5 protein-coding genes are annotated in these 5,179 nt (G+C 73.1%); 4 read left to right on the top strand and 1 reads right to left on the bottom strand.

Going from position 1 to position 5,179, the window contains the following annotated elements:
- Positions 1 to 152 precede the first annotated feature (152 nt).
- The 4 genes from bchO to ACTIFU_RS22245 all read left to right on the top strand — a co-directional run bounded on the left by bchO (position 153) and on the right by ACTIFU_RS22245 (position 4,061).
- On the top strand, positions 153 to 1,040 hold the full coding sequence (bchO, locus tag ACTIFU_RS22260; RefSeq protein ID WP_439580515.1) for an alpha/beta fold hydrolase BchO: 888 nt from the start codon (positions 153 to 155) through the stop codon (positions 1,038 to 1,040).
- A 66-nt stretch (positions 1,041 to 1,106) separates the two neighbouring features.
- A complete protein-coding gene (locus ACTIFU_RS22255) occupies positions 1,107 to 2,627 on the top strand; it encodes a phytoene desaturase (protein WP_439580514.1) in 1,521 nt (506 codons plus the stop codon).
- Positions 2,611 to 3,666, top strand: a complete 1,056-nt coding sequence (locus ACTIFU_RS22250; RefSeq protein WP_439580513.1) for a phytoene/squalene synthase family protein — start codon at positions 2,611 to 2,613, stop codon at positions 3,664 to 3,666. Before ACTIFU_RS22255 ends, ACTIFU_RS22250 begins: the two co-directional genes overlap by 17 nt.
- Before the next feature lie 26 nt (positions 3,667 to 3,692).
- The gene (locus tag ACTIFU_RS22245) at positions 3,693 to 4,061 is read left to right on the top strand and encodes a hypothetical protein (protein ID WP_439580512.1); all 369 of its coding nucleotides are present in this window, start codon (positions 3,693 to 3,695) and stop codon (positions 4,059 to 4,061) included.
- A gap of 3 nt (positions 4,062 to 4,064) precedes the next feature.
- On the opposite strand, the gene ACTIFU_RS22240 is transcribed toward ACTIFU_RS22245, so the two are convergent.
- Positions 4,065 to 4,859, bottom strand: coding sequence for a DUF2189 domain-containing protein (locus tag ACTIFU_RS22240; RefSeq protein ID WP_439580511.1), 795 nt, complete (start codon positions 4,857 to 4,859; stop codon positions 4,065 to 4,067).
- Between the last annotated feature and the right edge of the window lie 320 nt (positions 4,860 to 5,179).

Raw genomic sequence — 5,179 nt, 5'->3', positions numbered from 1 at the left:
GGGCGCACCGCGCTGCTGATCGACACCGCGCCGCGACCACAGCCGGAAGCGGCACGGATCGCGCGGGAGATGGGTGCACGCTACCTTGCCCTGCCCTACGCCGATGCGGCCACGCTGAGCCGCGTCGTACGCGCCGATGTCGAGGCCCGGCGATGACCCGGCGTCCGGACTGGGTGCATGACGGGCGCGACTGGCCGAACCGGATCGCGAGCCAGTTCGTCCCCGCGGGGGGGATCGTCTGGCACGTCCAGGTGATGGGCGAGGGGCCGGCCGTGCTGCTGCTGCACGGGACCGGCGCGGCGACCCATTCCTGGGCCCGGCTGCTGCCGCTGCTGGCGCGCAGCTTCACCGTCATCGCGCCCGACCTGCCGGGTCACGGCTTCACCGAGTCGCCGTCCGAGGACGGGTTCACGCTCCCGGGAATGGCCGCGCGCGTGGCAGCCCTGCTCGACGCCCTCGGGCACAGGCCCGGGTTCACGGTCGGCCACTCGGCGGGCGCGGCCGTGCTCGCGCGGATGGCGCTCGACGGGCTGCTGGTGCCGCGCAGCATCGTCAGCCTCAACGGCGCGCTGGTGCCGATCCGCAACGGCCCCGGTGACGTCCCCTGGTTCTCGGGCCTCGCGCGGTTCATGGTCACCCTGCCGGTGGTGCCCTGGGTGCTGTCCTGGCAGGCGGCGGACCGCGCCACCGTCGAGCGGCTGCTCGCCGGGACGGGCTCGACCATTCCGCCCGAGCAGGTGGCGCTCTACACGCGGCTGCTGCGCAAGCCCTCCCATGTCGCGGCCGCGCTCGCCATGATGGCGGCATGGGATCTGCGGACGCTTGCGGGTGACCTGCCCCGCCTTGCCGTGCCGCTGATCCTCGTGGTCGGGTCGAACGACCGGACCGTGCCGCCGGGCGATGCCGAGCGGGTGCGCGCCCTGGTGCCCGCGGCCCGGATCGTCAGCCTGCCGGGCCTCGGCCACCTCGCGCACGAGGAGCGGCCGGACCTGGCGGCAGCGCTGATCGAGGAGGCCGCGCTCGCGCCGGCCGACCGCTAGGCGGAGGGCGCGATGGCACTGGCTCCAACTGTCAATCGCCCATTACACTCCCATTCGATGTCCACCGTGACAGACGCGCCGCCGCCCCTGGCGATTCCGACCGACTCGCGCCCCCATGCGGTGGTGATCGGCAGCGGCGTCGGCGGCCTCGCTGCCGCCGTGCGGCTCGGCGCACGCGGCTGGCGCGTCACTGTGCTGGAGCGGCTCGACCAGCCCGGCGGGCGGGCCAGGGTGTTCCGGCAGGACGGCTTCACCTTCGACGCCGGTCCGACGATCGTGACGGCACCGTTCCTGTTCGAGGAGCTCTGGGCGCTCGCCGGACGCCGCCTCGCCGACGACGTCACGCTGGTGCCGTGCGATCCGTTCTACCGGATCCGGTTCGACGACGGCACGGTGTTCGCCTGCACCGGCGATGCCGATGCGATGCGCGCCGAGGTGGCGCGGCTCAGCCCGTCCGACGTCGCCGGCTACGAGCGCTACATGCGGCTCTCGGCCGAGACCTGCCGGATCGGCTTCGAAGAGCTCGGCCACGTTCCCTTCGGCCGCTTCGCCGACATGCTGCGCGTTGCGCCCGCCCTGATCCGCCTGCGCGCCTGGCAGAGCGTGTACGCGACCGTGGCCCGCCACGTGCGCGATCCGCGGCTGCGCATCGCGCTCTCCTTCCATCCGCTGCTGATCGGCGGCAATCCCTTCGCGGCGAGTTCGGTCTATTGCCTGATCGCGGCGCTGGAGCGGCGCTGGGGCGTGCACTACGCGATGGGCGGCACGGGCGCGCTGGTGCGCGGACTGGCCGACCTCATCGTCGGGCAGGGCGGAACGCTGCGCTTCGGCGCCGAGGTCGCGGGCGTCACCGTGCGCGATGGCCGGGCCACCGGCGTGCGCCTCGCCGACGGCGAGACGATCGCCGCGCGGATCGTCGTCTCCAACGCGGATTCCGCGCACACCTATGGCCGGCTCGTGCCCGCGCAGCATCGGCGCCGCTGGACCGACCGCAGGCTTGCCCGCGCACGCAGCTCGATGGGGCTGTTCGTCTGGTACTTCGGCACGCGGCGCCGCCACGAGGACGTCGGCCACCACACCATCCTGCTCGGGCCGCGCTACCGCGAGCTGCTGGCCGACATCTTCACCCATAAGCGCCTCGCGGCCGATGTCTCGCTCTACCTGCACCGGCCGACCGCGACCGATCCCGCGCTCGCCCCGCCCGGCTGCGACGCGTTCTATGCGCTCGCCCCGGTGCCGAACCTCGACAGCCTCACCGACTGGACGGCCGCGGCGGAGCCGTTCCGGCAGGTGATCGAGCACCGGCTTGCCGCGACGCTGCTGCATGGGCTCGAGCGTGAGATCGTCACCTCGCGCGTGCTGACCCCGCGCGACTTTGCCGCCGACTATCTGGCCCCGCGCGGCGCCGGGTTCGGCCTCGAACCGGTGCTGACCCAGAGCGCCTGGTTCCGCCCGCACAACGCGAGCGAGGAGATCGCCGGCCTCTATCTGGTCGGGGCGGGGACGCACCCGGGCGCGGGCCTGCCCGGCGTGCTCTGCTCGGCCAAGGTGCTCGACGCGGTGGTGCCCGATGCCGCTCTCGCCTGACGCGCCGAGCCCAGCCGATCTGGCCGCCTGCCGCGCCCTGCTGCGTGGCGGCTCGCGCAGCTTCTTCGCCGCCTCGCTGCTGCTGCCGGCGCGCGTGCGCGACCCCGCCTGCGCGATCTACGCATTCTGCCGGCTCGCCGACGACGCGATCGATCTCGGCCAGGGACGCATGGCCGCGCTCGCCCGGCTGCATGAGCGGCTCGACCGCGCCTATGACGGGCGGCCGTTCCCGATCGCGGCCGACCGCGCCTTCGCCGAGGTGGTCGCGCGGCACGCGATCCCGCGCGCGCTGCCCGAGGCGCTGCTCGACGGGTTCCGTTGGGACGCCGAGACGCGGCGCTACGCGGACCTCGCCGCGCTGCACGCCTATGCCGCGCGCGTCGCCGCCACGGTCGGCGCGATGATGGCCCTGCTGATGGGCGTGCGCGACCGGCGCGTGCTCGCGCGCGCCTGCGATCTCGGAGTGGCGATGCAACTCACCAACATCGCGCGCGATGTCGGTGAGGATGCACGCGCGGGCCGGCTCTACCTGCCGCTCGACTGGCTGGATCAGGCCGGGATCGATCCGGAGGCGCTGCTCGCCGCGCCGCGCTTCACGCCCGCGCTCGGCGCGGTGGTGGCGCGGCTGCTGGCCGAGGCCGATCGCCTCTACCTGCGCGCCGAGGCGGGCATCGCGCGTCTGCCTGCCTCGTGCCGGGCAGGAATCGGCGCGGCGCGACTGATCTATGCCGAGATCGGCCACAGTGTGCGGTGCCATGGCTGCGACTCCGTCAGCGCGCGTGCCGTGGTCCCGAGGGGGCGCAAGCTCGCGCTGCTCGCCGCGAGTGCCGCGCGCACGGCGCGCTGGCCGGAGACGCGACTCGCCGAACAGCCGCTCGAGGCGACGGCGTTCCTGGTCGAGGCCGCCGCCAACGCGCCAAGACGGGACCGCGCGACTGCCGGCCTCGACGCGAGGATCGCCTGGTTGGTCGGGCTCTACGACCGGCTCGAGCGGCGCGACCGTGGCGGCCGGCTGGCGGTCGTGCGCGTCGTGCGCTGAGCCGCCGGGATGAGGGGAGGTCATTCATGCGACACGTGATGGGCGTGATCCTGATCGCGGCTGGTGCCACCCTGATCTGGACGGCGATGGCGCGCCGCAACGCCATCCTCGCCGAAGCGCGTCGGCTCGAAGCGGCGGGAGTACCCGATCCGCGTGCGACCCTGCATCCGTCCCTGGCGATCCTGGGTGACGTGGTGCCGACGCTGATGATCGGCGGCCTCGCCGTCATGGCGGTGAAGGTGGTCCTCGCCTACACGATGACGGGTGCGGATCGGTGGTTCTCGCCGCTCGATCTCGGCGGGTTCCTGTTCCTTCTCGCCGCGTGGTCGACGTGGCTCGTGTTGAAGACACGACACCGGGCCTTTCCGGTCCCGCCGACGCGCACCGGGCCGTAACCCCTACCAGGCGACCACGCGGCGGTAGAGATGCCAGGTCGCGTGGCCGAGGACGGGCACAACGACCGCGAGCCCGACCAGCAGCGGCAGGGCACCTGCCACCAGCAGCGCCGCGACCACAGCGCCCCAGGCCACCATCGGCACCGGATTGGTAGCGACCGCGCGCATCGAGGTGCGCACCGCCACGATCGGGTCCACCGGACGGTCGAGCAGCATCGGGAACGACACCACCGTGAGCGTCAGGACCAGGAGCGCGAACAGCAGCCCGACGCCGTTGCCGATCACGATCAGCATCCAACCCTCGCGCGTGGTGAGCGCGGCCACGAGCAGCCCGCCGATCGTCTCGCCATGCGGCCCGTCGCCAAGCGTGGCGAGGTAGATCACGCGCGCGGCGATGATCCAGGCGACGAAAATGCCAAGCAGCATCGCGCCGAGCAGCGCGATCGCCTTGATCGCGGGCGAGCGCACGACCGAGAGCGCGTGCGCGGCCGAGGCGGGCTCACCGCGTTCGCGCCGACGACTGATCTCGTAGAGGCCGAGTGCCACCACTGGGCCGAGCAGCGAGAGCCCCGCGAGCAGCGGGAACAGCAGCGGCAGCAGGCTGCCGGTGGCGAAGCGCGCCGCGAGCAGCCCCACCACGGGGTAGATCACGCCGAGGAACACGAGCTGGGTCGGGATCGCGAGAAAATCCTCCCAACCCTTCGCCAGCACCTCCCGCAGGTCGGCGAGCGTGATGCGGCGCACCGTCGGCTCGCGGGTCTCGGCGATCGCGTGCTCGTTCGTGGTCGCGTGCGCCATGGCTCATTCTCCCTTCGCCGGTCCGAGGCCGAGAGCGTCGGTCCCGGCGTCCGTATCGTCGGGGGATCGAACCGGCATCGGCTCGCGCGTCGGTCGAGGGAACCGCTCGCGGAGCGCCGGCCCTACCGCCTGAACGAAAAGCCTAGCACATCCGCCCTGAGTCGAGCGGGCGCAGCAGGATCAGTTTCGCGTCACCGCGGGCGTAGAAATCCGGCACGGTCGCGACCGCGTGAAACCCGCTGCGGGCATAGAAAGCGCGCGTCGGCGCATAGCCCGGCTTGCCGGCGGTCTCGGCATAGAGCGCGGTGCCGCCCTCCGCG

Origin of the sequence: Elioraea sp. (assembly GCF_051860475.1) — a bacterium.
GTDB lineage: Bacteria > Pseudomonadota > Alphaproteobacteria > Acetobacterales > Acetobacteraceae > Elioraea.
This window is presented reverse-complemented; position numbering and strand designations above follow the sequence as displayed.